Raw genomic sequence first — 24,868 nt, forward strand, 5'->3', positions numbered from 1 at the left:
TTTTAAAAATCTTTAAAATGGCACTTGATACCATGTCAGATTTTATTATAATGAAAAGCAATCAAAAAGTAAATGAGGTATTTTTATGACAAACCAACGCTATCAACTCAATAAACAATTGGCTCAGATGCTAAAAGGGGGCGTGATTATGGACGTCACGACACCTGAACAAGCGAAAATCGCTGAGGCTGCTGGAGCTTGTGCGGTTATGGCACTAGAGCGTATTCCTGCGGATATCCGAGCAGCTGGCGGTGTTTCTCGCATGAGTGACCCTAAAATGATTCAAGAAATTCAAGCAGCGGTTTCTATTCCTGTTATGGCCAAGGTGCGTATTGGGCATTTTGTTGAGGCTCAGATTTTAGAAGCGATTGAGATTGATTATATCGATGAGAGCGAGGTTTTGTCGCCAGCAGATGACCGCTATCACATTGATAAAACTCAATTTGAGGTGCCTTTTGTGTGTGGGGCTAAAAACCTTGGGGAAGCATTACGCCGTGTGGCTGAGGGGGCTAGCATGATTCGTTCAAAAGGAGAACCTGGGACAGGAGATGTGGTGCAGGCTGTGCGCCATTTACGTCAGTTAAATCAAGAAATGGCACGCCTCCAGTCGCTTCGTGATGATGAACTTTACCTTGCTGCTAAAGAACTGCAAGTGCCTTATCACTTGGTCAAAGACGTGCATGAAACAGGCAAATTGCCAGTTGTTCTCTTTGCGGCAGGTGGGGTAGCAACACCAGCAGATGCAGCCTTGATGATGCATTTGGGAGCAGAAGGGGTCTTTGTTGGTTCTGGTATTTTCAAATCAGGTGACCCTGAAAAACGTGCGCGTGCGATTGTGCAAGCCGTGACCAATTACCAAGACAAACAATTGTTGGCAAAATTATCAGAAAATTTAGGCGAAGCCATGGTGGGAATTAACGAAGACGAGATTCAACTGCTCATGGCAGAACGTGGCATCTAGGAGGTTTTTATGGTAGTGATTGGGATTTTAGCCTTACAGGGAGATTTTGCTGAGCACCGCCAAAAAATTGTCGCTTTGGGAGCCAAAACCATTGACATTAGACAGGCTAAAGATTTGCAAGCTCCCTTGGATGGCATGATTTTACCTGGTGGGGAATCAACGGTTCAGGGCAAATTATTGCGTGATTTAGGGATGCTAGAACCTTTAAAAAGTAAAATTGATGCTGGTTTGCCTGTGCTTGCCACGTGTGCAGGCTTGATTTTACTGTCTCAGCAGATTGAAGACCAAGAGAGTACACATTTGGCGACTTTACCTGTCACGGTAAAACGCAATGCTTACGGCAGGCAATTGGGGAGCTTTAATACGCCGCTTTCATTCGGAGATTTGGGTGAGGTCCCCGCAACCTTTATTCGAGCGCCTTATATTAACCAAGTTGACGAGGGTGTTGAGGTTTTAGCTGAAAAAGATGGTAAGATTGTGGCTGCACGCTTTCACAATCAGCTGGGCTTGGCCTTTCATCCTGAGGTGGATGAGAACGACAGCATTCATTCTTATTTCTTGAGCATCTGTCAGACAAAGTAACGACAAGGGACCCCATTTTTTCTAAAAAATGGTACAATAGATAAGCATTATCTTGATGACTATTTATCTAGGAGGAATAACACACGGACTTAGCTAGTGAGGTAAGCCGTGGTATTAGACAATGAATCCATTATTAGAAGGAATGAATGACCAACAAAGACTTGCGGTTGAAACGACAGAAGGTCCTGTGCTAATCATGGCAGGGGCTGGCTCTGGTAAAACGCGTGTCTTGACCCACCGAATTGCTTATTTGATTGATGAAAAATTTGTCAATCCTTGGAATATCTTGGCAATTACCTTTACCAATAAAGCTGCGCGTGAAATGCGTGAACGTGCTATGAAACTAAACCCTGCGACCAAGGATACCTTGATTGCGACCTTCCATAGCATGTGTGTGCGCATTTTGCGTCGTGATGCTGACCATATTGGTTACAATCGTAATTTCACTATCGTTGACCCTGGGGAACAACGCACCCTGATGAAACGTATTCTCAAAAATCTAAATTTGGACCCTAAGAAATGGAATGAGAGAGCCATTTTAGGGACCATTTCAAATGCCAAAAACGATTTGCTAGACGAAGTGGCTTATGAAAAACAAGCCAACGATATGTATTCGCAAATTGTTGCCAAATGTTACAAGGCTTACCAAGAGGAATTGCATCAGAGCGAAGCTATGGACTTTGATGACCTTATCATGCTAACCTTGCGTTTGTTTGACAAAAATCCTGATGTCTTGGCTTATTACCAGCAACGTTACCAGTACATTCATGTGGATGAGTATCAAGATACCAACCACGCGCAATACCAGTTGGTAAAATTGTTGGCGTCACGTTTCCAAAACATCTGTGTTGTGGGGGATGCCGACCAATCCATTTATGGCTGGCGTGGGGCGGATATGCAAAATATCCTTGATTTTGAAAAAGATTATAAAGAAGCCAAGACCATTTTGCTGGAGCAAAACTACCGTTCAACCAAAAATATCTTGCAGGCAGCCAACAGCGTGATTAAAAACAACCGCAACCGCCGTCCAAAAACCTTGCGGACGGATAATGAAATTGGGGAATCTATTGTTTATTACCGTGCGCGTGATGAGCGTGAGGAAGCTGTTTTTGTTGCCTCAACGATTGACAATATTGTGCGTGAAACAGGGCGAAACTTCAAAGATTTTGCGGTTCTCTACCGTACCAATGCCCAATCTCGTACCATTGAAGAAGCCTTGCTGAAATCGAACATTCCTTACACCATGGTTGGTGGAACCAAATTCTACAGTCGTAAGGAAATCCGTGACGTGATTTCTTACCTCAATGTCATTGCCAATGCAGCAGACAACATCAGCTACGAGCGTATTGTTAACGAGCCAAAACGTGGTGTGGGGCCTGGAACTTTGGATAAAATCCGTGATTTTGCCAGCCAGCAACAAATGAGTTTGTTAGAAGCGTCGGCTAACATCATGTTATCAGGTGTCAAAGGAAAAGCTGCACAAGCTGTTTGGGATTTGGCGCAATTACTCATGACCTTGCGTGATGGGCTTGATGGCATGACGGTTACCGAATTGGTGGAAGCAGTCCTTGACAAGACAGGCTACTTAGAAGCTCTTCGTTTGCAAAATACACTGGAAAGCCAAGCACGTATTGAAAATATCGAAGAATTCTTGACGGTTACCAAAAACTTTGATGACAATCAAGAAGATGCCCCAGAAGGGGAAACGGGTCTTGAAAAACTCAGCCGTTTCTTGAATGATTTGGCTTTGATTGCTGATACTGACGATGGCGAAGCAGAGAGTGCCGAAGTGACCTTGATGACCTTGCATGCCGCCAAGGGATTGGAATTTCCAATTGTCTTTTTGATTGGTATGGAAGAAGGGGTTTTTCCATTGTCACGCGCAACTGAGGACCAAGACGAGTTGGAAGAAGAGCGCCGCCTAGCTTATGTTGGGATTACCCGCGCTGAAAAGCTCCTCTTTTTGACCAATGCTAACACGCGAACTTTGTTTGGTAAGACCAATTACAACCGTCCGTCACGCTTCATCCGTGAAATTGACGAAGAATTGTTGCAATACCAAGGCTTAGCACGCCCAGCCAATTCATCCTATGGAGTGCGTTATAGTGGTGGTGATGACACCATGTCATTTGGGCAGGGCATGAGCTTGCAACAAGCGATTCAATCTCGCAAAGCCAAGGTACAACCACAATCAAGCCGCGGTGCGCAGCCATTTGCAAAAGCTGGCAAGGCAGTGCCGTTTGGGCAAAGTGCTTCGGCTAGCAAAGAGGCTATTGATTGGCAAATCGGCGACATTGCCCACCATAAAAAATGGGGTGATGGCACGGTATTGTCAGTGACAGGTTCAGGTCAAACCCAAGAGTTAAAAATCAATTTCCCAGAAGTTGGGCTTAAAAAACTCTTGGCAAGTGTGGCACCAATTGAGAAAAAATAAGAAGGTCAGGTTTTAGCCTGCTTTCTTTTTTTTCTGAAATCAAGTGAAAAATCCTTCTAATATGACCCAAATCGTCTGAAAATTTTGGTATAATAGAATAAATTTTAATTTAGGAGAGTACATGTCTTATATTTTAGAAATTCTGCCAAGCTTATTGGACGGTGCAAAGGTAACTATTGAGATTTTTTTCATTGTGATTATCTTATCAATTCCTCTTGGTGCCGTCTTAGCGTTTTTGATGCAGATTAAGTTTAAACCGTTAGAATGGCTGTTAACCCTATACGTTTGGGTTATGCGTGGTACCCCTTTGCTGCTGCAATTGATTTTCTTGTATTATGTCTTGCCAAACATCGGCATTGTTATGGACCGTTTACCAGCAGCCATTGTGGCCTTTACGTTGAATTACGCGGCCTATTTTGCTGAGATTTTCCGTGGTGGGATTGCTGCCATTCCTAAAGGGCAATACGAAGCGGCTAAGGTCTTAAAATTAAGCCCGTTTCAGACTATTTTTTATGTCATTTTGCCACAAGTGTTCAAAATCGTTCTCCCAAGCGTCTTTAACGAAACCATTAACTTGGTCAAAGACTCTTCTTTGGTCTATGTCTTGGGGGTAGGCGACTTGTTGCTTGCTAGTAAAACAGCAGCCAACCGTGATGCCTCACTGGCACCGATGTTTATCGCAGGGGCACTTTATTTGCTGATGATTGGTGTAGTGACGATCATCTCACGACAAACAGAAAAGAAATTTGATTATTACAAATAAGAAGGTGACCAATGTTAGAATTACGCAATATTTCCAAACAGTTTGGTCAAAAAAAGATTTTTGATCATTTCAACCTAACCATTGAAGATGGCAAGATTTTATCCCTTGTTGGACCATCTGGTGGGGGAAAGACGACCTTGCTTCGTATGTTAGCAGGACTTGAAAAAATTGATTCTGGTAGCATCATCTATAATGGCAAAACCTTTCCCATTGACCACTTGGAAAACCTCAACTTGCTGGGCTTTGTTTTCCAAGATTTTCAATTATTTCCCCATTTATCAGTTTTAGATAATTTGATTTTATCTCCTACCAAAACCATGGGAATGAGTAAAGAAGCAGCAACTGAAAAAGCCATGGGCTTGTTGCGTCGTTTGGGCTTGGGCGAACACGTTAACGCCTATCCTTATTCCCTATCTGGAGGGCAGAAGCAGCGTGTGGCTTTGGCACGGGCCATGATGATTGACCCTGAAATCATTGGCTATGACGAACCAACTTCGGCACTAGACCCTGAGCTGCGTCAAGAAGTGGAAAGACTACTCTTGCAAAATCGTGAAGCAGGCATGACGCAGATTGTCGTAACCCATGATTTGGCCTTTGCCGAAACCATTTCCGACCATATTTTAAAAATCAATCCCAAGTAGAGGTGGTGGGTAAATGACATTTAAAAAATGGACAATAGTCACAACGCTCCTTCTTTTGCTGATGGCTTTGAGTGGGTGTGATTTATCAGCTAAAAAGAAAGCAGCCAGCACTGACCAGTGGGATAGTTATGTGAAAAAAGGTGAAATCACGATTGGTTTTGACAATACCTTCGTTCCCATGGGATTTGAGGACCGAGATGGCACCTACACAGGATTTGACGTTGATTTAGCCAATGCAGTCTTTAAAGAATACGGCATCAAGGTTAATTGGCAGCCCATTGATTGGGATATGAAAGAAACCGAGTTAAACAATGGCACTATTGATTTGATTTGGAATGGCTATTCGATGACTAAGGAGCGAGAAGAAAAAGTCCGCTTCACCAATCCCTACATGATTAACAAACAAGTGTTGGTGACGAAAAAATCATCTGGCATTACGGATTTTGCGGACATGAAGGGCAAGACTTTAGGCGTACAGTCAGGTTCGTCAGGTTATGATGCCTTTTTAGCCTCGCCAAAAGTCTTAAAAGATATCGTAGCTGGCAAGGATGCCACACAGTATGAAACGCTGACGCAAGCCCTCATTGATTTGAAAAACAACCGTATTGATGGCTTGTTGATTGATGAAGTGTATGCCAATTATTACTTGAAACAAGAAGGCGAGCTGGACCGCTACAACATCATTCCGAGTGCATTTACAGGCGAAGATTTTGCAGTTGGAGCGAGAAAAGCTGACAAAACGCTAGTTGAAAAAATTAACCAAGGTTTCAAAACACTTTATCAAAAAGGAATTTTCCAAAAGATTTCCCAAAAATGGTTTGGCGAAGACGTCGCAACGCAATCGGTTAAGGAATAGGAGTGCCCGTCTATTCTGACCTAGTTAGGAGTCCTGTATGACTTTCACGTTATGTCTTAGTGCTTTACTCAAATTTCTGTTAGGTGTTGTTCTGGTTGCTGCTCTTTTGTTTATTCCTGCGGGGACGCTAAATTATCCAAACGCTATTTTGCTCATGGTTATCTTGTTTGTTCCTATGTTTCTAGCAAGACTGGTCTTGATGGTTAAAAATCCTGACTTGTTGCGCAGGCGCTTGAAGGTAAAAGAAGAACCAGGGGAGCAAAGAAAAATTATTGCGGCTACGGGTTTTATGTTTGTAGTGGGCTTTATCTTAGCAGGATTGGATTTTCGATTAGATTGGCTGCCACTACCACAAATTATTTCCAAAGTTTCTGCTCTTCTTTTTCTTCTAGCTTATGCGCTTTATGCAGAAGTTTTACGAGAAAATACCTACTTATCTCGTACCGTTATGGTAGAAGAAGAACAGAAAGTCATTAATACAGGCTTGTACGGTCTTGTTAGACATCCGATGTACAGTGCAACAATTATTCTGTTTCTGACGATGCCTTTAGTACTGGGCTCTTTAATTGCTTTTTTAGTTTTTTTACCATATCCAATCATGATTATCAAAAGGCTAAAAAATGAAGAGCAGGTGTTGTCAAAGGAACTAACAGGCTATACAGAATATCAAAAGAAAGTACGTTATCGCTTAATTCCTTATATTCGGTAACAAATAACCCCATCTCTACTCAGAGATGGGGTTTCGTATTTTTTTATTTTTTTGGAGTGATTTGGTGGAAGACGAGGTACCAATTTTCTTGGCGGCGCCAAATGCTGGTGTGAGCCTCTCCTCCAAGCGTATAAGTAATCAATTTGGTTTTTTGGCTAATAGATGTCATCTCAAAATCTTCAAATTGACTGACATAATGTCTTTGACGCGCAATCATTTCTTCTTTAGAATAAGTCTGACCGTGGTCTGAAATCAAGCGGAAGTTATCTGCCAATAATTCTTCGTAATCAGGGATTTTTGAGAGAATGATTTTTTCATTTTTTTGGAGTCTGTGGTAAACATTTTCCCAAATTTCATCTTCTGGGATAGCGGCAGGTTCTACGTGAACATCGGTATCGTAAATCGAAAATTCTTGATTAAGCAAGCGTTCGATTTGTTCCGTGATTTCATGGCTTTCATAAACAGACAAATCAGGGTTCATTTCAACCACGATATCGAGGTAGATATTGCTTCCGTATGAACGTCCGCGCAATGATTTAACCGCAGTGACTTTTGGTAATTTTAAAATGGCTTCTTTGTATTTTTTGAGTTCCTTGTCATCAAAACCATCTGATAAGCTAAAGGCACTTTCCATGAAAATATCATAAGCCGTTTTCAAGATGAAATAAGTAATAACAATGGCAGCCAATCTATCGATGATGACTAAGTGGAAAGAAGCGGCGATAATGGCAACAGACGTTCCGATAGAAGCAACGGCGTCAGAAAGATTATCCTTGGCAGCGGCAACGAGGGCGCTTGATTTGACCTTTTTAGACAATCGACGGTTGTAGAGGTAAACACCGTACATGATAATCGCAGAAACCACTCCGACAATGGCACCTTCAGGATCAATAGTAGTAGTTGTTCCTGAAATGATTTTGTGAATGGTTTGCGATAGCACTTGGAAACCAACGATAAACATGATAAATGATGTGATCAAGCTGGCTAAATCTTCAATTTTCCAATGCCCAAAACGGTGGTCCTCGTCAGCAGGTTTGCTGGCTAAATGCAGACCAATCAACAAGGTCACATTGCTTAAAATATCCGAAACGTTGTTAAAACCGTCGGCAATCAATGAAGATGAGTTAATGCTATAACCCACAATCAATTTGGCAATCGAGATGAGCAGGTAAGCCACTATACTAACAATCGGGCCACGCTTAGCCAGTTGAAGATTAGAAGTTGGTGTAGATGACATAAAGAATAGCTCCTTTAACAATCGGAAAAAAACGAGAGAGGTACATTATTGGTGTTTGTTAAAATAGCGTCTGGTTTCGCTGATAATAACAGGTGAGAGGGCAAGTAGGGCAATTAAGTTTGGCACAGCCATCAGACCATTAACGATATCGGCAATGACCCAAATGGTTTCCAAACTAATGTATCCGCCTAAAGCAACCATGGCAATAAAGAAAACGCGGTAAACAGGAATGGCTTTCACGCCAAATAGAAACTCAAAGCAGCGTTCGCCATAGTAGCTCCAGCCCAAAATAGTTGTGAAAGCAAAGAGAATCAAACTAAAGGTTAAGGCATAAACCCCAAAATTACCAAAGACAGATGAAAAGGCAGATTGGGTCAACATGGCACCATTTAGGTCACTAGACCAGCCGCCAGTTACGATGATGGCAAGCCCTGTCAAACTACAAATGATAATGGTATCAATGAAAGTTCCTGTCATAGACACAAGTCCTTGCTCAACAGGTTCATTGGTCTTGGCAGCCGCCGCAGCAATCGGAGCAGAACCCAAACCAGATTCGTTAGAGAAAATGCCTCGAGCTATCCCTGCTTGAATAGCTGTTACCATTGTTGCCCCTGCAAAACCACCCGTTGCAGCCTTTCCAGTGAAAGCAGATTGGAAAATCAGTCCCAAACTTGGCAAAATATTGTCTGCATGAGAAAGCAAAATAGTCACAGTAGCGATGATGTAGATGATAGCCATAAAAGGCACAACACTTTCAGCGACTTTTGAGATGGATTTGATTCCCCCAAAAATAATGATGCTGACCAAAATAGCCAAGATAATACTAATCACTTGTGGCGACCAGCCGACGGTATTTTTGAGAGAGTCGGTAATCGAGTTCACCTGAGTGAAAGTTCCTGAGCCAAAGAGAGCAACCATGACACCAAAAATAGAAAAAGCGATGGCTAGAGGTTTCCACTGTTGCCCCATCCCATTAACGATGTAGTACATAGGCCCTCCAGCGATAAAGCCATCAGCGTCTTTGGTACGGTATTTGATAGCCAAAACCCCTTCAGCATACTTGGTTGCCATACCAAAGAAGGCAGCCATCCACATCCAAAAGAGGGCTCCAGGTCCTCCAAGTTTTATAGCAGTCGCAACGCCAACCACATTTCCTGTTCCAACAGTCGCCGCCAGTGCCGTTGCCAAGGCCGCAAAGCTTGAGATATCCCCTTGACCGTCAGAATCCGAAGCAAAAATCAGTTTGATTGCTTTGGGCAGCCGGAAAACTTGCAGCAGTCTTAGGCGAACAGAAAGGTAAAATCCCGTTCCAACCAGCAAGACAAGAAGAGGCGGTCCCCAGACAAAACTATCTAAGGAAGATAGAAAATGGTACATAAATCAAACTCCTAAATATCAAGTCCGACCGTGTTATTGCAACCGTTTCTTATGAAAAAGCCTAGCCAAACACGGCAGGAACAATTGAAATAATGTTGGTATTTTCAGAAAAATGAATAATTTCAACCCATCTATTGTACAGGTCTTGCAAGCTTTTGTCAAATCACAGTTAGAGAAAGCAAGTTCTCTCAATAGCTGTATGCTTTATCATAGCAAACTTTTATCGACTTTTTAAAAATTGTAAAAATATCCAACTGACTACATATAAATGTTTTTAGCGAGTTTATTGGCATTTGAAGAAAGTTTTTTATAAATCTGATGAAAAACGTTATAATACACTTAAGGATGATACATTCAAATGGACATAATGGGAGCTTCGCCTGAAGAGGTTATAACTTTTTATAGAGTCATTAGGCCTTGAATTACTAGACTCGAAAGGTTGTAGAGCTCTATGAAAAACTCAAATCTAAGTTACGTTTTACTTACAAAGGATAAGATACTTAGAATGTTCTAGGTGTTTTTTTGTGTGCATAAGAGGAACTAGATACCATAAAACGCACAATGGCGCATTTGGTATTAATTTGTTATAATGGGAATGTTGAACGAGGAGTTATTATGAAATTCGAGAAAAAACAAGTCTATTATGTTGTCTTTGCTTTCATTATTTGTTACGCCATACAGGCTTATTGGCATAGCGGAGCGGCTTTGGTTTATACTATTTATCAAGCCAGCATTCCCTTTATGATTGGTGCGGGAATTGCTTATATTGTCAATATTGTCATGAGTGCTTACGAGAGCCTCTATGACCGCTTTTTGACACATCCTATCTTGCAAAAAATCAAGCGGTCAATAACGATGATTTTAGCCTATCTCACCTTTATTTTTGTGATTTTTTGGTTATTTTCAATTGTCTTGCCAGACTTAATCGTCAGTATCAATTCGCTTTTGCGGATTGATACCAGCGGATTTTCTCATTTTATCAAGGAAATCAGTGACAATAGTGTCATCAAAGAATCTTTGAATTATTTTGGCAGTTTGTCTGATATTACCACCACCCTTTCAGATTACAGTCGCCAATTCCTAAATCAAGTCTTGTCTGTTTTAACAGGCGTGTTGACATCTGTTAGTACCATTGCTTCAACAGTCTTGAACATTTTTGTTAGCCTTGTTTTTTCAATCTATATCTTGGCTAGTAAAGAAGAATTGGGACGTCAATTTAATGTTTTGATAGATACTTATATCAGCAAATACGCTGACGGTATTCGCTATGTTTTTGGTATTTTACACTTGCGTTTTCACGGTTTCTTCGTGGGTCAAACCATTGAAGCGGTGATTTTAGGAACGTTGACCACTTTGGGAATGTTCCTGCTTGATTTCCCATACGCAGCAACTATCGGTATCCTTGTTGCCTTCTTCTCATTGATTCCGATTGTTGGGGCTTACATTGGGGCAACCATTGGTTTTATCCTCATTGCCACTCATTCCGTTTCACAAGCTTTCTTCTTCTTGATTTACTTGGTTATTTTGCAACAATTCGAAGGAAATGTGATTTATCCGCGTGTCGTTGGAGGGTCAATTGGACTTCCTGGTATGTGGGTCTTGATGGCCATCACTATCGGTGGCGCACTTTGGGGTGTCTTGGGAATGATTGTCGCTGTGCCAATTGCTGCTAGTCTTTATCAAATGATTAAAGACAACGTTGCCAAACGTCAACAAGCCCAGTCAAACAACTTAGAATAACTATGACGATGAAAAAAATGAATTTACTCTTTGCCATCGATGATGGCTATGTGCAACAATTTATGGTGACCTTGTATTCCATTCACCAAAACAGTTCCAATCAGCAATTTTCTGTTTATGTACTGCAAAAAACGGAGCTAGCACAAAACGAAGCGATTGAGACATTTTGCCATAAGCTAGGTCTTGATTATCACCCTGTTGTGATTGGCGAGAAATCCTTTGAAGATGCACCGACAACAAATCGTTATCCTGAAACCATTTATTATCGTTTATTGGCACATGAATACTTGCCACAAGATTTGGATAAAATCTTATATGTTGACGCAGACATTTTGTGTTTAAATGACATGGTTGCCCTCTACGAGATGGATTTGGAGGATAAATTGTACGCAGCGGCCAGCCATACGTCAGACGGTAATATTTCAAATTTGGTCAATAAGCTACGCTTGCGAAATTTTGAAGCCGAAAGTTACTTCAATTCTGGCGTGCTTTTGATGAATTTGGAAGCCATTAGGCAATCGGTTTTTCGAAAAGACATTTTGGATTACATTGAGAAAAATAGTCACCTGCTCTTTTTGCCAGACCAAGATATTCTAAATGCTTTATATGGTCATCGCACGGTGCTCATTCCAGACCAAATCTACAATTACGATGCACGCTACAACGTGCTTTATTACGGCAGAAGTTCAGGTGAGTGGAACTTGAACTGGATCATTGAAAATACCGTTTTCTTGCATTTTTGTGGACGTGACAAGCCTTGGAAAAAAGATTATAGAGGTCGTTATAGTGCCCTTTACAAACATTATTGGCACCGTACCTTGCGTTTAAAAGACAGCAAAGATTAAAACACAAGTTCCTTCGCTTACGAATAATTAAGTGGAGGGACTTTTTTATGTATAGAATCGATGCCGCATCCGCTTCTCAGTTGCCTCGAGAAAGACTGCAACATTTAGGAGCCGAACAATTAAGCAACCAAGAATTATTGGCCATTTTATTGCGAACGGGCACCAAGCAACTCCCTGTTTCAGCCCTTTCGCAGCAAATATTAAAACAAATCAATCGCCTGTCTGATTTGGAACACCTTTCTTTGCAGGAATTGCAACAAATTGACGGCATAGGAGTAGTCAAATCCATTGAAATCAAGGCCATGATTGAATTATCCAAACGGATTTTCAAAGACGTTTGCCTAGACAACGAGCGCATTTTAAGTAGTGAAAAATTGGCGCAAAAAATGATGCTGGAATTGGGAGCACAAAAGCAGGAGCATCTTGTTGCCATTTACCTAGACACACAAAATCACATCATCGAGCAACACACGATTTTCATTGGAACGGTTAGACGGTCAGTAGCAGAACCGCGTGAAATTCTCTATTATGCTTGTAAAAACATGGCGACATCTGTGATTATCGTACATAATCACCCGTCTGGCCTACCCCATCCAAGTGAAAACGACGTGCGATTTACCGAAAAAATCAAAACGGCTTGTGAGATGATTGGCATTTGCTGCTTGGACCACATTATTGTTGGCAAATACCGTTATTATAGTTTTCGAGAAGAGGAGCATATTTTAGTTTAAATAAAAAATACCTTAGAACATCCTGTTTCTAGGGTATTTTTAGACTGATTATTTTGATTGATTCATGAAATACAATAGCGTTTGCAATTCACTGGTTAAATCAACGTATTGTACAATGGTGTCTTTAGGGACACTGAGGTGTACAGGTGAAAAGCTCAAGATACCACGAATACCAGCACTGACGAGGTAGTCAGCTACCTCTTGAGCCTTGGTACTTGGCACGGTCAAAATCGCCGTTTCAATACCAGATTCTTTGACGTGTTCTTTTAGGGTTGAAATACCATAAATAGGAATGCCGTCTGACGTTGTTTGCCCAACCAATTCATTATCATCGGTATCAAAAGCCATCACAATTTGCATTTTGTTACGATCGTGGAAACGATAGTGTAGTAAAGCCCGTCCAATATTACCGCAGCCTACCAATAGAACTGCCGTGGTCGAGTGGTCGTTTAAAATATCCGCAAAAAAATTCATCAATTTTTTGACGTCATAACCAAAACCACGCCGACCTAACTCACCAAAGTAAGAAAAATCTCTACGGACTGTTGCAGAATCAATTCCCATGGCATCTGCAATTTGTTTTGAGCTCGCTTTTTCAATATTATCTGTATTGAATCGCTTGAAAATACGATAATAAAAGGATAGCCGTTTAGCTGTCGCTTTAGGAATAGATTTATCAGTCGTCACAATACCATCTCCTCATATTTGTTACTTCTATTGTAACAAAAAGCTTGTGAAAAGAAAAACAAATTTCATAAATTCCGATAAAAAAAGCCTGATTTCTAAGTAAAACTAGAAATCAAGCTGATGATCATTAAACGGATGTTTTGGTGAAAATATCACGTTCAACAAGGCTATCCATCAAGAAGTAAAATTTCTCTTGTAAAATGGTGTTATCTTCTGATTTGAAAATGTTGACGAGGCGTAGACCAGATTTGTCCGTAATGTTCATTTTAAAGCCTGTTAGCTCTTTGTTAATAGTGATTTTTAGGGCAAAACCTTCACCAGAATTAGGGACTTTTTCCAATAAACGTATCAATTCATAATGTCCTACACGATTTTGAGTAAAAGTCGTGTCGCGAAGGGTATATTTTTTAACGTCATCGCTAAGAGTATAGCTATATAGGCAGTCTGTTAATGTAATTGTTTTTTCAAATGCCATCTTATTTTCCTATTATTTCTACTAATTTTTGGGCGAACTCTTGCACTTCTGATAGTGTGTTGAGTTCAGAGAAACTGATGCGAATAGACTCGTTTAAACGTAGTGAGTCTTGGCCATACATACTGGCTAACACATGACTTGGCTCAACCGTACCAGCCGTGCAGGCAGAACCTGTTGAAACGGCAAATCCAGCCAAATCTAACTGGGTTAATAATGTGGCATTATTGTGATGAGGAAAACCGATATTAAGCACATGAGGCATCGTGTTGGCTGTTTCATTGAGGTAATAGTCCAAGCCAGAAATAGCCTCCAAAAAGGCATCACGCAAGATTTGAACGTGGTCATAATTGGCTTTTTTATTTGCCACACTATCGGCCAAGGCTTGTGCCATCCCAGCAATACCAACCATGTTTTCAGTACTTGCTCGGCGTTTTTCTTCTTGCTCCCCACCATGAAGTAGGTTATCAAAGTGTTGCGGCGTCGAATATAAAATACCAACGCCCTTTGGACCGTGGAATTTATGGGCAGAAGCAGACAAAAAGTCGGCTTTTAACTCCTCAGGAAAAACGTCCAATTTTCCCACGGCCTGAACAGCATCCACGTGAAAAACAGCTTGATGCGATTCAAGGAGTTCTCCGATTTCCTTGACGGGTAGGAGGTCGCCTGTTTCGTTATTAGCCAACATGGTGCTAACTAAAATGGTATCATTACGCAAAGCGTCAGCCACTTGTTGGGCAGAAATCGTCCCGTTTTGAGGTTGCAAATAAGTTACTTCAAAACCAAAACTTTCTTCCAAATAAGTCATTGTGTGTAAGACAGAGTGATGCTCGATAGCCGTTGTAATCAGGTGTTTTCCCTTATTTTGATTGGCCAAAGCATAGCCTTTAATAGCAGTATTGTTGCTTTCAGTTGCTCCTGAGGTGAAGATAATGCGGCGTGGGGTTGTCTTGAGGGCAGACGCAATCATTTGCCGATAAGTACGCAGGCGGTAGTTGGCACGGCGTCCAATCCTGTGAATGCTAGAAGGGTTACCAAAATCGGTGGTCATGATATCCTTCATCGCCTCAATGACAGACGGAGTTAGTGGAGTAGTAGCAGCATTATCAAAATAAATCATATCTCAATCCTTTTTAGCGTCGTATGAAAAGAGTGGGCTAAGTGGTGCTTTTTCGTGGATACGAATAATAGCATCCGCAATCAATTCACTGGCAGAAAGGTATTTCAAGTTTTTAGGAAGAAGTTCCTTAGTGTCAACAGAATCGGTTACAACAATTTCTTTGATAGGAGCAGTATTTAGCGTATCAGCGGCACCGCCAGCAAACAATCCGTGACTGGCTACCGCATAAATCTCAGTTGCACCTTCGCGTTCAAGGATTTTAGCTGCTTCAGCAAACGTACGACCTGTATTTAAAATGTCATCGATAAGGATGGCTTTTTTATTTGCAACTTCACCGATAATGTAACCTTCTTCGCGGTGTGAGTCGTCTTGAGCGTAGTCGATGATAGCGATAGGTGAATCAAGGTATTCGGCAAGGCTACGAGCACGTTTGATTCCTGAGTTTTTAGGACTGACAATAACAACATCTTCCCCTTTTAAATCAAGGTTGTAGCAGTATTCTGCAAACAAAGGTACAGTGTACAAGTTATCTACTGGAACGTCAAAGAAACCTTGAACTTGGACAGCGTGAAGGTCTAGTGTAAGAAGACGGTCAACACCAGCTTTAACAAGCATATTAGCCACTAGTTTAGCAGTAATTGGTTCACGTGATGCGGCAATGCGGTCTTGACGAGAGTAACCAAAGTAAGGAATCACCACGTTTACGGTGTTGGCACTGGCACGTTTACAAGCATCAATCATGATGAGCAACTCCCAAAGGTTGTCATTCACTGGGTAGCTCGTTGATTGGATAATGTAGATATCATCACCACGAACAGTTTCTTCGATGTTAATCATGATTTCGCCGTCTGAGAATTTGCGTGTTGACACTTTTCCTAGCGGCACCTTAACGGCATCCGCAATTTTTTTGGCAATTTCCACATTAGAAGAAAGAGAAAAAAGCTTAAATTGTTTGTCGGCGTAAAGTTCTGCCATGATATAAATATACTCCTTTAAACATTAATAGTTCTATTCTATCAAAAAAGATGGAATTATTCAGCATTTTATAACGAAAAATGGGCTGAAATTATTTTAGTGTGGCACTGAAACGAGCCACCTTGCTTTTAGCGTATTTAAAATGAATGTGGTTTTGGGCTAGGAAACGGTCAAAATCGGCCTTACCTTTATCGGCATCTTCCACCTCTAACTCCAACTCATAATCTTGTTTGCCAGCGTATTGATTGCTATCTAGCGCCATTAAACCGATAGACGTTTTCATTTCGCGGCGAGTGGTTGTCAAATGCCCAAAACACTTCAATGCAGCTGGATCAACTCCATTTTCTCGAATGTGATCAAAAAATGCAATCTTTGGAAAATGATTGGTTTGAATAATGTTTTTTGCTTCTTCTAAAGTCAAATCGTGATTGTGTTCCAAATTGCCAACTTTTTTGGGCACTTTAAGAGTGAGTTCGGCGCGGTCGTCAAATGTGCGAATGCGCAAGGACATCCGATTGGCTTTCATATCAAATGCCGCTGTATCAAAGTAGTAGTTGGTTTGAGTAACAGGAGCGACTTGTGCAAATTGTGGGCTCAAACGGTTAAAATCATCCTTGTTTAATAAGGTTTTGTATTCTATTTCAAGATGTGTCATAAGCCAGTTTTCCTTTGTGATAAAAATAGTGAATATGATATAATTAGAATGTTATACTAATTCTATAAAAAAGTTATTTATTTGACAAGAATGGACTTGTCATGATAAAGGGGGATGATGATTTTTGGATTGGGAAAAGTTTTTGGATCCGTATATCCAAACCGTAGGAGAGTTAAAAATCAAACTGCGAGGGATTCGAAAGCAATTTCGAAAGCAAAACAGACACTCTCCGATTGAGTTTGTCACAGGACGTGTGAAATCGGTTGAGAGTATTCAAGAAAAAATGGCACTCCGAGGCATTAAGCTTGAAAATATCGCTCAAGATTTGCAAGATATTGCTGGGGTACGTATTATGGTTCAATTTGTCGATGACGTGGAGGAAGTCTTGACGCTATTGCGTAGCAGACATGATATGACCATTATCCAAGAACGCGACTACATCAACAATATGAAATCAAGTGGTTACCGTTCATACCATGTGATTATTGAGTATTCTGTTGATACTATAGATGGTCAAAAAACAGTCCTAGCCGAAATTCAAATTCGGACTTTGGCCATGAATTTTTGGGCAACGATTGAACATTCCTTGAACTACAAGTACAAGGGGGAATTTCCAGAAGAAATCAAGAAACGTTTGGAAATCACGGCAAAAATTGCTTTGGAATTGGACGAGGAAATGCGGAAAATTAGGGAAGATATCAGAGAAGCACAGCTTTTATTTGATCCAGCGAGTCGAAAATTAAATGATGGAGTGTGGAATAGCGATGACACAGACGAATACTACAGGTAAAAACAAAAAAGCTATGCGTGTGGCTATTGTTTCAAATGGAAAAAAACAAAGTCGCCGAGTAGCTTCAAAATTGTTTGCGATTTTTAAAGAAGACAAGGATTTTTACTTAACCAAAAAAGACCCTGATGTAGTGATTTCAATTGGTGGCGATGGTATGTTGCTTTCAGCCTTCCATATGTACGAAAGAAATCTAGACACCGTCCGTTTTGTGGGGGTTCACACGGGGCATTTGGGCTTTTACACCGATTACCGTGATTTTGAAGTCGACAAATTGGTTGATAATTTGCGCTCAGACAAGGGCGACAAGGCTTCTTACCCTATCTTGAAAGTGAAAATTACCCTTGATGACGGCAAAGTCATTAACCTTAGAGCCTTGAACGAATCGTCAATCAAACGGATTGAAAAAACCATGGTGGCAGATGTCATGGTTAGCGATGTTATCTTGGAGCGTTTCCGTGGTGATGGCTTGTCTGTATCAACACCGACAGGAAGCACGGCTTACAACAAATCATTAGGTGGGGCTCTTTTGTACCCAACCATTGAAGCCATGCAGTTAGCTGAAATTTCAAGTTTAAATAACCGTGTTTATCGCACCTTAGGGTCATCAATTGTTGTGCCTAAAAAAGATAAGATTGAAATCAAGCCGACCCGCCAAGGTATCTATACCATTTCAGTGGACAATAAAACCATGCATTATAAAAATTTATCTAAAGTGGAATATCGGATTGATTCTAAAAAAATTAGCTTTGTGGCAACCCCATCGCATACAAGTTTTTGGGAACGTGTCACAGATGCTTTCATAGGAGATTTGGATTCGTGAGATTTGAATTTGTTGCCGACCGTCAAACCAAGGTCAAGACATTTCTAAAAAGCCATGATGTTTCAAAAGGGTTACTCGCCAAGGTTAAATTTAAAGGGGGGAATATTTGGGTTAACGGCGTTGAGCAAAATGCGATTTACCTCTTAGAAAAAGGAGATGTCGTCACGATTGAGATTCCTGACGAGCAAGAGCACGAAACCCTCATTCCCGTCAAACACCCTTTGGATATTGTCTATGAGGACGAGCATTTTCTAATCATCAATAAGCCAAGCGGCTTTGCTAGCATTCCAAGTGTTTTGCACTCTAACACCATCGCTAATTTTGTGAAGGCTTATTATATGGAAAATGATTACCCTAATAAGCAGGTTCATATTGTGACCCGTTTGGATAAGGATACGAGTGGTTTGATGCTTTTTGCCAAACACGGCTACGCTCATGCCAGACTAGATAAGCAGCTGCAAAGCAAGTCTATTGAAAAACGTTATTTGGCTTTGGTTTCTGGCAAGGGAGAATTGGAAGATAGCGGCGAGATTATTGCACCAATTGCTCGCTCAGATGACAGCATCATCACGCGCCGTGTTCACCCATCAGGCAAATACGCTCACACCAGCTATCAAGTGGTCGAACGTTTTGGTGATGTGGCCTTGGTGGACATTCGGTTGCACACAGGACGCACCCATCAAATTCGCGTGCATTTTGCGCACATTGGCTTTCCTTTGCTGGGAGATGATATGTATGGCGGTCGGATGGATTTAGGCGTCACACGTCAAGCTTTGCATTGCCATTACTTGCGTTTTAGAAATCCTTATGACAATAAGGAGATTATCCAGAAAATCCCCTTGACAAAAGACTTTGAAAACGTTATCATTAAATTACAAAAAAATTAGAATTGAAGGTTGTTTATATGGGAATTCGCTCTTTATTTGGCAGTTTGCGCGGAAAAATCATTGGAAAAAACCTCAAGATTGTCTTTCCTGAAGGCAGTGACGAACGTGTTTTGCGTGCGGCAACACGTTTGAAATTTGAGGGATTAATAGAACCGATTATTCTAGGAGAACCTCAGGTCATTCGTGAAACACTTGACATGATTGGATTTGCTGATTTGAATTACATCATCATTAACCCAGAGGAATACGATGGCTTTGATGAGATGAAAGCAGCTTTTTTAGAAATTCGCAAAGACAAGGTAACACCTGAAGAAGCTGATGAACTCTTACACGATGTCAATTATTTTGGAGTTATGTTAGTTAAAATGGGGCTTGCTAACGGGATGGTATCAGGTGCCATGCATTCAACGGCAGCTACGGTTCGACCAGCCCTTCAAATCATTAAAACTAAACCAGGCGTATCAAGAACTTCAGGAGTATTTTTGATGAGCCGTGAGACAACCGAACAACGTTTGGTGTTTGCTGATTGTGCCATCAATGTAGACCCAAATGCCCAACAACTCGCTGAGATTGCTGTCAACACAGCAGACACCGCTAAAATTTTCAACCTAGATCCTAAAGTAGCTATGCTTAGCTTCTCAACTAAGGGCAGCGCTAAAGCCCCCCAAGTGGAAAAAGTTCAAGAAGCTCTGCAATTGGCTAAGGAAGCACGACCTGACCTTGCTATTGACGGGGAATTACAATTTGACGCGGCTTTTGTGCCTGGAACTGCAGCTCTTAAAGCGCCAGGTAGTGACGTTGCAGGACAAGCAAATGTCTTTATCTTCCCAGACCTTCAATCAGGAAATATTGGTTACAAGATTGCCCAACGTTTGGGAATGTTTGAGGCTATCGGGCCAATTCTCCAAGGTCTTAACCAGCCTGTTAACGATTTATCTCGTGGCTCAAGTGCCGAAGATATCTACAAATTAGCCATTATCACAGCTGCCCAAGCTATTGATGATGACGAATAAACACAAAGTTCAGTTGGATAATCCAACTGACTTTCTCATTTAGCAAATAGAAAAGAGAAATCATGTCAAAAATTGTTTTAGTAACAGGGGCTTCTGCTGGATTTGGCATAGCCATTGTCAAAACATTAGTTGCTGACGGCTATCAAGTGATTGCTTGTGCCCGTCGCTTTGATAAATTGCAAGAGTTGCAAGCCGAGTTGGGACAAGACAAGGTCTATCCCCTCCAAATGGATGTGGCTCAGCCAAAAGCTATTGATGCGGCATTGGCTAGCTTACCTGAACAATGGCGCGCTATCGATGTTTTGGTCAATAATGCTGGTTTGGCGCTAGGTTTGGACAAGGCCTATGAGGCTGATTTTACCGATTGGATGACCATGATTAATACCAATATTGTAGGCTTGATTTACCTCACACGACAAGTGCTGCCAGATATGGTCAAACGCAATTCTGGTTTGATTATCAATCTTGGTTCTACCGCTGGAACTGTTCCTTACCCAGGCGCAAATGTTTACGGGGCATCAAAAGCCTTTGTTAAACAATTCTCCCTCAATTTACGAGCGGACCTTGCAGGTACTAAAATCCGCGTGTCTAATATTGAACCAGGCTTGTGCGAAGGAACAGAATTTTCAAATGTGCGCTTTAAGGGAGATGATGAGCGAGTTGCCAAACTCTACGAAGGAGCACATGCTATTCAACCTGAGGATATTGCTAACACGGTATCTTGGATTGCCAGCCAGCCTGAGCACGTTAATATCAATCGCATTGAAATCATGCCTGTTTCACAGACATTTGGTGCGCAGCCCGTTTATCGCGACTAATCAAAGTAGCAACACCTTTCTTGCTAGTCAAGGAGGTGTTTTTTCATACCATTCTATTAGAAAACGCTAACATCATACTATCTTTTCCTTTAGCCAGCTCTTATAATGACAGTAAAAGGAGGGAAAAACATGGGCGCAGAAATGCCTGATAAGCTTTGGGCAATTGATTTTGATGGCATGATTGGTGGCAACGGTTCTTACGTGGAGTGTGACGGTCAGGTTGTCATGCACCAACTGATATCAAAAGAAGACACCAAGGTGATTGTGGATTGGTTGCAGGAGCGTGTTTTAGCCTTTTATTTGAAATCAAACAACGGCCTTTTTGCCTCAGACAATTCAAAGAAGCGGCTTGTCCTATCATGCGCCAATACGCCATGCGTAAGGGAAAAACAGCAGCAGAGGTGAAAGATTTGGAAGCAGAGGATACTTTGTACGGCTTGGTTTATGGGGATGAATTGTATTGCGATGATGTCAATAAGGTGAGTTTTATTCTCAAGACGTATCAAGACCATTTGGATTCTGTCCTAGTTTTTCCAAATCTCAAAGCAGGGACTTGGAGTGGCCGTGGGGAAACGGCATTATTTGGCGACCTAGGTGTCAAAGATATTACCAAGGCCCATGCCATTGATGTGCTTTTAAAGTATCTGCAAGCGGACAAACAAGACACTATTGCCTTTGGCGATGCTAAGGTGGATATTCCTATGCTTGATTATTGCGAGATTGGGGTTGCCATGGGAAATGGAGGTCCTGACAGTCTAGCCATGGCCAATATGGTCACCGATGATGTGGAAGAAGATGGTTTGTTTAATGCTTTTAAAGCATTAAAGTAAATTGAGTAAAAAGAGGATATCGTAGAATAGTACCAAGAAAACGGTTTATAAAACTAGTTTTTACCAACTGCGATTGTTATAATACTATTGAAAACACAGCAATAAGGAGAATCGTTATGTTACACAAAACCTTAAAACCATTTCCAGAACATTTCTTGTGGGGTGCATCAACATCTGCTTACCAAGTAGAAGGAGCAGCCTTAGAAGACGGCAAAGGGCCTTCATGCCAAGACGTGAAAGACATTCCTGCAGGAACAGCAGACTTGTCGGTATCTGTTGACCATTACCACCACTACAAAGAAGACATTGCCTTAATGGCAGAAATGGGCTTCAAATCTTACCGTTTCTCTATTTCATGGAGCCGTGTCTTGCCAAAAGGTGTTGGTGAAGTGAATCCAAAAGGAATCGCCTTTTACAATGATTTGATTAACGAATGTTTGAAATATGACATTGAACCTATCGTGACTATGTTCCACTTTGATATGCCAGCAGCTCTTGATGAACGTGGTTCTTGGTCAACGCATGAATCAGTTGATTGGTTTGCAGAATACGCTCGTGTCTTATTTGAAAACTTTGGTGACCGTGTTAAATATTGGCTGACCATCAACGAACAAAATATGCTAACCTTGGTGGGTCCTGTCATCGGAACCCTCCACATTCCAGAAGGAACAACAAATGTAACCAAAGAAGTTTACCAACAAAACCATCACCAATTGGTTGCGCAAGCCAAAGCCATGCAAATTTGTCACGAAATGTTGCCTGAGGCTAAAATTGGTCCTGCTCCAAATATCTCACTTGTTTATGCGGCATCATCAAAACCAGAAGATGTTTTGGCATCACAAAACTTTAACGCTATCCGTAACTGGCTTTATTTAGATGCTGCGGTTTACGGTGTTTACAACAACTTGGTTTGGGCTTATTTGGAAGAACAAGATGCTACACCAGTTGTTACCGAAGAAGACTTGGCTATCATGAAGGCTGCAAAACCTGATTTCATCGGATTTAACTACTACAATACAGCAACCGTGGCTGCTTCTGATGGAACAGAAAACCTAAACCCATCAGCTGACCAACAAACAGCTCGTGGAGAAGCTGGTTTCTACCGTGGCGTTGACAATCCAAACCTACCAAAAACCGAATTTGGCTGGGAAATTGACCCAATTGGTTTCCGTGCAACTGTTCGTGAAATGTACAGCCGTTACCGCCTCCCACTTCTCGTAACTGAAAACGGACTAGGAGCATACGATACCCTAACAGAAGATGGCAAAGTTCATGACCAATACCGTATCAATTACTTGCGCGCCCACATCGAACAAATTCAATTGGCTATTACTGACGGCGTGGATATGCTTGGGTACAACCCATGGTCTGCCATTGACTTGATTTCAACTCACGAAGGCATTCGTAAACGTTACGGCTTTATCTATGTGGATTGTACAGACGAAGAAATCGGTACCCTCAAACGTTACCGCAAAGATTCATTCTTCTGGTACAAGAAAGTCATCGCAACTAACGGACAATATTTGTCAGATTAATCAGATAGTTACAGGGAATTCTAATAATCCGATATAAACGAATAATGCAAATAAGCAAAGGAAAATAATTGACACAAAACGAACGCTATTGTAATATATTAATGGAAGGGTAAGTTTTTACCCAGCGATGCTCTTTGATCCATTCTTGAAAAGAGTCATAGGAAGGTCACTATTTATGAAAATGTTTCTGTGTTCCTTGCTTTAGATGAGGGATAGGGAAACCATGGAGAAACTATTATGTATAACGAAATGCCTGTATTTGACTACGAAGACATTCAATTGATTCCTAATAAGTGTATTATTAAGAGTCGTTCAGAAGCTGATACTCATGTGACCTTGGGACGCCACACCTTTAAACTCCCTGTGGTACCTGCTAATATGCAAACCATCATTGATGAAGATATTGCAGAAAGTTTAGCAAAAGATGGGTATTTCTACATCATGCACCGTTTTGACGAAGACTCTCGCAAACCATTTGTGAAACGCATGCATGACCAAGGCTTGATTGCTTCGATTTCAGTGGGTGTTAAAGATTACGAATATGACTTTGTCACAAGCTTAAAAGAGGACGCACCAGAGTTTATTACGATTGACATTGCTCATGGGCATTCTGATAGCGTCATTAACATGATTAAGCACATCAAGAAAGAATTGCCTGACACCTTTGTTATTGCCGGAAATGTTGGTACGCCTGAAGCCGTTCGTGAGTTGGAAAATGCGGGTGCAGACGCGACAAAAGTCGGTATCGGTCCTGGTAAAGTCTGCATCACAAAAGTAAAAACTGGTTTTGGTACTGGCGGATGGCAATTGGCAGCTTTGCGCTGGTGTGCGAAAGCCGCTCAAAAACCTATTATCGCAGATGGTGGTGTGAGAACACACGGTGATATTGCCAAATCAATCCGTTTTGGTGCTACAATGGTTATGATTGGTTCACTTTTTGCAGGGCATTTGGAAAGTCCTGGAAAACTAGTTGAAGTGGATGGCGAACAGTATAAAGAATACTACGGTTCTGCTTCAGAATACCAAAAAGGTGAGCACAAAAACGTCGAAGGTAAGAAAATCCTTTTACCTGTCAAAGGTCATTTGAAAGACACCTTGCAAGAAATGCAAGAAGACCTTCAAAGTTCAATCTCTTATGCAGGTGGCCGTGACTTGCATAGCTTGACGCGCGTGGATTACGTGATTGTTAAAAATTCGATTTGGAATGGGGATTTCATTTAATCAGATGATAAAAGCAAAAAGGAGTAGGAGCTATTACTGCTATTCCTTTTTGTGTGTTTGAAAGCATATCATTCGCTCCCTTGGTCAAGAAATGGTATGCTGGTAGGAGATTATTGGATTAGAAAAGTCAGAAGGGAAATTGTCGCTATGAAACGATTATTAAGGGGAT

The 24,868-nt window shown here is 41.3% G+C and carries 24 protein-coding genes and 1 pseudogene; 18 read left to right on the forward strand and 7 right to left on the reverse strand.

Annotation, left to right across the window (positions count from 1 at the left end):
• The first annotated feature begins 85 nt into the window (after nucleotides 1–85).
• The 7 genes from pdxS to B3R79_RS02700 all read left to right on the forward strand — a co-directional run bounded on the left by pdxS (nucleotide 86) and on the right by B3R79_RS02700 (nucleotide 6,946).
• Nucleotides 86–961 carry a pyridoxal 5'-phosphate synthase lyase subunit PdxS gene (gene pdxS, locus B3R79_RS02670; RefSeq protein ID WP_168260757.1) on the forward strand — a complete coding sequence of 292 codons (876 nt, stop codon included), beginning with the start codon at nucleotides 86–88 and terminating at the stop codon, nucleotides 959–961.
• Nucleotides 962–970: 9 nt separating this feature from the next.
• Complete coding sequence (pdxT, locus tag B3R79_RS02675; RefSeq protein WP_154454739.1) at nucleotides 971–1,543, forward strand: pyridoxal 5'-phosphate synthase glutaminase subunit PdxT; 573 nt, start codon at nucleotides 971–973, stop codon at nucleotides 1,541–1,543.
• Between the two features lie 121 nt (nucleotides 1,544–1,664).
• Entirely contained in the window at nucleotides 1,665–3,977 is a 2,313-nt protein-coding gene (pcrA, locus tag B3R79_RS02680) for a DNA helicase PcrA (protein ID WP_293693587.1), read from the forward strand.
• 121 nt (nucleotides 3,978–4,098) lie between these two features.
• Entirely contained in the window at nucleotides 4,099–4,740 is a 642-nt protein-coding gene (locus B3R79_RS02685) for an amino acid ABC transporter permease (RefSeq protein WP_168260759.1), read from the forward strand.
• An 11-nt stretch (nucleotides 4,741–4,751) separates the two neighbouring features.
• Nucleotides 4,752–5,381, forward strand: coding sequence for an amino acid ABC transporter ATP-binding protein (locus tag B3R79_RS02690; RefSeq protein WP_154454742.1), 630 nt, complete (start codon nucleotides 4,752–4,754; stop codon nucleotides 5,379–5,381).
• Nucleotides 5,382–5,442: 61 nt separating this feature from the next.
• Nucleotides 5,443–6,237, forward strand: coding sequence for an amino acid ABC transporter substrate-binding protein (locus B3R79_RS02695; RefSeq protein ID WP_369945201.1), 795 nt, complete (start codon nucleotides 5,443–5,445; stop codon nucleotides 6,235–6,237).
• A 37-nt stretch (nucleotides 6,238–6,274) separates the two neighbouring features.
• Nucleotides 6,275–6,946 carry a methyltransferase family protein gene (locus B3R79_RS02700; protein ID WP_293693590.1) on the forward strand — a complete coding sequence of 224 codons (672 nt, stop codon included), beginning with the start codon at nucleotides 6,275–6,277 and terminating at the stop codon, nucleotides 6,944–6,946.
• A 43-nt stretch (nucleotides 6,947–6,989) separates the two neighbouring features.
• On the opposite strand, the gene B3R79_RS02705 is transcribed toward B3R79_RS02700, so the two are convergent.
• Nucleotides 6,990–8,183: a cation diffusion facilitator family transporter gene (locus tag B3R79_RS02705; protein ID WP_293693592.1), complete on the reverse strand. Its 1,194-nt coding sequence runs from the start codon at nucleotides 8,181–8,183 to the stop codon at nucleotides 6,990–6,992.
• Nucleotides 8,184–8,228: 45 nt separating this feature from the next.
• Nucleotides 8,229–9,560, reverse strand: coding sequence for an alanine/glycine:cation symporter family protein (locus B3R79_RS02710; RefSeq protein WP_293693594.1), 1,332 nt, complete (start codon nucleotides 9,558–9,560; stop codon nucleotides 8,229–8,231).
• 615 nt (nucleotides 9,561–10,175) lie between these two features.
• Here B3R79_RS02710 and B3R79_RS02715 point away from each other — a divergent pair.
• From B3R79_RS02715 to radC, 3 genes are read left to right on the forward strand one after another with little or no spacing between them, the layout of a single operon-like run.
• Complete coding sequence (locus tag B3R79_RS02715) at nucleotides 10,176–11,300, forward strand: AI-2E family transporter (protein ID WP_168260764.1); 1,125 nt, start codon at nucleotides 10,176–10,178, stop codon at nucleotides 11,298–11,300.
• A 2-nt stretch (nucleotides 11,301–11,302) separates the two neighbouring features.
• Nucleotides 11,303–12,145, forward strand: coding sequence for a glycosyltransferase family 8 protein (locus B3R79_RS02720; protein ID WP_293693597.1), 843 nt, complete (start codon nucleotides 11,303–11,305; stop codon nucleotides 12,143–12,145).
• 47 nt (nucleotides 12,146–12,192) lie between these two features.
• The gene (radC, locus tag B3R79_RS02725) at nucleotides 12,193–12,876 is read left to right on the forward strand and encodes a RadC family protein (protein ID WP_293693599.1); all 684 of its coding nucleotides are present in this window, start codon (nucleotides 12,193–12,195) and stop codon (nucleotides 12,874–12,876) included.
• A gap of 48 nt (nucleotides 12,877–12,924) precedes the next feature.
• Here radC and B3R79_RS02730 read toward each other — a convergent pair whose 3' ends face one another.
• The 5 genes from B3R79_RS02730 to B3R79_RS02750 all read right to left on the reverse strand — a co-directional run bounded on the left by B3R79_RS02730 (nucleotide 12,925) and on the right by B3R79_RS02750 (nucleotide 16,785).
• On the reverse strand, nucleotides 12,925–13,563 hold the full coding sequence (locus tag B3R79_RS02730; RefSeq protein WP_167829273.1) for a redox-sensing transcriptional repressor Rex: 639 nt from the start codon (nucleotides 13,561–13,563) through the stop codon (nucleotides 12,925–12,927).
• 127 nt (nucleotides 13,564–13,690) lie between these two features.
• A complete protein-coding gene (locus B3R79_RS02735) occupies nucleotides 13,691–14,038 on the reverse strand; it encodes a DUF1831 domain-containing protein (protein WP_168260766.1) in 348 nt (115 codons plus the stop codon).
• A gap of 1 nt (nucleotide 14,039) precedes the next feature.
• Nucleotides 14,040–15,155, reverse strand: a complete 1,116-nt coding sequence (locus tag B3R79_RS02740; protein ID WP_168260767.1) for a cysteine desulfurase family protein — start codon at nucleotides 15,153–15,155, stop codon at nucleotides 14,040–14,042.
• 3 nt (nucleotides 15,156–15,158) lie between these two features.
• Nucleotides 15,159–16,130, reverse strand: coding sequence for a ribose-phosphate diphosphokinase (locus B3R79_RS02745; protein ID WP_154455444.1), 972 nt, complete (start codon nucleotides 16,128–16,130; stop codon nucleotides 15,159–15,161).
• A gap of 91 nt (nucleotides 16,131–16,221) precedes the next feature.
• Nucleotides 16,222–16,785, reverse strand: a complete 564-nt coding sequence (locus B3R79_RS02750; RefSeq protein ID WP_168260769.1) for a CYTH domain-containing protein — start codon at nucleotides 16,783–16,785, stop codon at nucleotides 16,222–16,224.
• A gap of 124 nt (nucleotides 16,786–16,909) precedes the next feature.
• Here B3R79_RS02750 and B3R79_RS02755 point away from each other — a divergent pair, with 124 nt between their 5' ends.
• The 8 genes and pseudogenes from B3R79_RS02755 (at nucleotide 16,910) to guaC (ending at nucleotide 24,699) form a co-directional block, all read left to right on the forward strand.
• Nucleotides 16,910–17,575, forward strand: a complete 666-nt coding sequence (locus B3R79_RS02755) for a GTP pyrophosphokinase (RefSeq protein ID WP_168260770.1) — start codon at nucleotides 16,910–16,912, stop codon at nucleotides 17,573–17,575.
• On the forward strand, nucleotides 17,550–18,395 hold the full coding sequence (locus B3R79_RS02760; RefSeq protein WP_293693602.1) for an NAD kinase: 846 nt from the start codon (nucleotides 17,550–17,552) through the stop codon (nucleotides 18,393–18,395). Before B3R79_RS02755 ends, B3R79_RS02760 begins: the two co-directional genes overlap by 26 nt.
• Complete coding sequence (locus tag B3R79_RS02765; RefSeq protein ID WP_168260772.1) at nucleotides 18,392–19,282, forward strand: RluA family pseudouridine synthase; 891 nt, start codon at nucleotides 18,392–18,394, stop codon at nucleotides 19,280–19,282. The genes B3R79_RS02760 and B3R79_RS02765 overlap by 4 nt, the downstream gene beginning before the upstream one ends.
• 17 nt (nucleotides 19,283–19,299) lie before the next feature.
• Nucleotides 19,300–20,295 (forward strand): phosphate acetyltransferase, encoded by a 996-nt coding sequence (gene pta / locus B3R79_RS02770; RefSeq protein WP_154455449.1) that lies wholly within the window; start codon nucleotides 19,300–19,302, stop codon nucleotides 20,293–20,295.
• Nucleotides 20,296–20,357: 62 nt separating this feature from the next.
• Nucleotides 20,358–21,113, forward strand: a complete 756-nt coding sequence (locus tag B3R79_RS02775) for an SDR family oxidoreductase (protein WP_168260774.1) — start codon at nucleotides 20,358–20,360, stop codon at nucleotides 21,111–21,113.
• A 135-nt stretch (nucleotides 21,114–21,248) separates the two neighbouring features.
• Nucleotides 21,249–21,943: pseudogene (locus tag B3R79_RS02780) on the forward strand (HAD hydrolase family protein); the annotation flags it as partial.
• A 116-nt stretch (nucleotides 21,944–22,059) separates the two neighbouring features.
• On the forward strand, nucleotides 22,060–23,478 hold the full coding sequence (locus tag B3R79_RS02785) for a glycoside hydrolase family 1 protein (RefSeq protein ID WP_293693605.1): 1,419 nt from the start codon (nucleotides 22,060–22,062) through the stop codon (nucleotides 23,476–23,478).
• Between the two features lie 237 nt (nucleotides 23,479–23,715).
• A complete protein-coding gene (gene guaC / locus B3R79_RS02790; RefSeq protein WP_293693607.1) occupies nucleotides 23,716–24,699 on the forward strand; it encodes a GMP reductase in 984 nt (327 codons plus the stop codon).
• Nucleotides 24,700–24,868: the final 169 nt, after the last annotated feature.

Origin of the sequence: Streptococcus sp. UBA3373 (assembly GCF_002360305.1) — a bacterium.
In the GTDB taxonomy this organism is placed as follows: domain Bacteria; phylum Bacillota; class Bacilli; order Lactobacillales; family Streptococcaceae; genus Streptococcus; species Streptococcus alactolyticus.

Excerpts from the sequence above, each read along its gene's own strand:
- radC (WP_293693599.1), top strand. The coding sequence starts at position 12,193 with ATGTATAGAATCGATGCCGCATCCGCTTCTCAGTTGCCTCGAGAAAGA.
- B3R79_RS02695 (WP_369945201.1), top strand. The coding sequence starts at position 5,443 with ATGGCTTTGAGTGGGTGTGATTTATCAGCTAAAAAGAAAGCAGCCAGC.
- B3R79_RS02685 (WP_168260759.1), top strand. The coding sequence starts at position 4,099 with ATGTCTTATATTTTAGAAATTCTGCCAAGCTTATTGGACGGTGCAAAG.
- B3R79_RS02690 (WP_154454742.1), top strand. The coding sequence starts at position 4,752 with ATGTTAGAATTACGCAATATTTCCAAACAGTTTGGTCAAAAAAAGATT.
- B3R79_RS02700 (WP_293693590.1), top strand. The coding sequence starts at position 6,275 with ATGACTTTCACGTTATGTCTTAGTGCTTTACTCAAATTTCTGTTAGGT.
- B3R79_RS02750 (WP_168260769.1), bottom strand. The coding sequence starts at position 16,785 with ATGACACATCTTGAAATAGAATACAAAACCTTATTAAACAAGGATGAT.
- B3R79_RS02715 (WP_168260764.1), top strand. The coding sequence starts at position 10,176 with ATGAAATTCGAGAAAAAACAAGTCTATTATGTTGTCTTTGCTTTCATT.
- pdxS (WP_168260757.1), top strand. The coding sequence starts at position 86 with ATGACAAACCAACGCTATCAACTCAATAAACAATTGGCTCAGATGCTA.
- B3R79_RS02760 (WP_293693602.1), top strand. The coding sequence starts at position 17,550 with ATGACACAGACGAATACTACAGGTAAAAACAAAAAAGCTATGCGTGTG.
- B3R79_RS02785 (WP_293693605.1), top strand. The coding sequence starts at position 22,060 with ATGTTACACAAAACCTTAAAACCATTTCCAGAACATTTCTTGTGGGGT.
- B3R79_RS02735 (WP_168260766.1), bottom strand. The coding sequence starts at position 14,038 with ATGGCATTTGAAAAAACAATTACATTAACAGACTGCCTATATAGCTAT.
- pta (WP_154455449.1), top strand. The coding sequence starts at position 19,300 with ATGGGAATTCGCTCTTTATTTGGCAGTTTGCGCGGAAAAATCATTGGA.
- B3R79_RS02710 (WP_293693594.1), bottom strand. The coding sequence starts at position 9,560 with ATGTACCATTTTCTATCTTCCTTAGATAGTTTTGTCTGGGGACCGCCT.
- B3R79_RS02745 (WP_154455444.1), bottom strand. The coding sequence starts at position 16,130 with ATGGCAGAACTTTACGCCGACAAACAATTTAAGCTTTTTTCTCTTTCT.
- B3R79_RS02775 (WP_168260774.1), top strand. The coding sequence starts at position 20,358 with ATGTCAAAAATTGTTTTAGTAACAGGGGCTTCTGCTGGATTTGGCATA.
- B3R79_RS02705 (WP_293693592.1), bottom strand. The coding sequence starts at position 8,183 with ATGTCATCTACACCAACTTCTAATCTTCAACTGGCTAAGCGTGGCCCG.
- B3R79_RS02740 (WP_168260767.1), bottom strand. The coding sequence starts at position 15,155 with ATGATTTATTTTGATAATGCTGCTACTACTCCACTAACTCCGTCTGTC.
- B3R79_RS02720 (WP_293693597.1), top strand. The coding sequence starts at position 11,303 with ATGACGATGAAAAAAATGAATTTACTCTTTGCCATCGATGATGGCTAT.
- pdxT (WP_154454739.1), top strand. The coding sequence starts at position 971 with ATGGTAGTGATTGGGATTTTAGCCTTACAGGGAGATTTTGCTGAGCAC.
- guaC (WP_293693607.1), top strand. The coding sequence starts at position 23,716 with ATGTATAACGAAATGCCTGTATTTGACTACGAAGACATTCAATTGATT.
- pcrA (WP_293693587.1), top strand. The coding sequence starts at position 1,665 with ATGAATCCATTATTAGAAGGAATGAATGACCAACAAAGACTTGCGGTT.